The organism is Mesorhizobium sp. M2E.F.Ca.ET.209.01.1.1 (genome assembly GCF_004010375.2).
Taxonomy (GTDB): domain Bacteria; phylum Pseudomonadota; class Alphaproteobacteria; order Rhizobiales; family Rhizobiaceae; genus Mesorhizobium.
In genome coordinates this window covers 1-353 of record NZ_SADP02000530.1, presented here as the reverse complement: position 1 = coordinate 353, position 353 = coordinate 1, and the positions used below count along the sequence as shown (strand labels likewise).

The following is a 353-nucleotide window of genomic DNA, read 5'->3' as shown; positions in this document are numbered from 1 at the left end:
GGTGGTGGTCATCGCGCACGGGCCCTTCGCCAGTTATGACGGCTTCTACGGCTCGTCCTATTGGACAACGGCGCTGTTGTCGCACGCGCTGCTGTCGCTGCTGATCGCGCTTTGCCTCTTCACCGCCGCCGCGCTCGACGTGATGAAGGCACTCAAGACGGAAACCCATACCGATCCGCTTTCGGGGCTGCTCAACCGCCGAGGTTTCGGGGAGCGCGCGGCCATGCTGCTGCAGCGTTGCGCCGTGGCCAAATTCCCGGTGGCGCTGGTGCTGGCCGACCTCGACCATTTCAATGCCCTCAACGACGTGCACGGGCACGCCGCCGGCGACTGGGTGATCGCGGACTTCGCCG

1 protein-coding gene is annotated in these 353 nt (G+C 66.0%); it reads left to right on the top strand.

What is annotated here, in order from left to right; translation table 11 throughout:
* Positions 1-353: GGDEF domain-containing protein (locus EN852_RS36780; RefSeq protein ID WP_135879755.1), on the top strand; the 353-nt coding region annotated here is incomplete at both ends.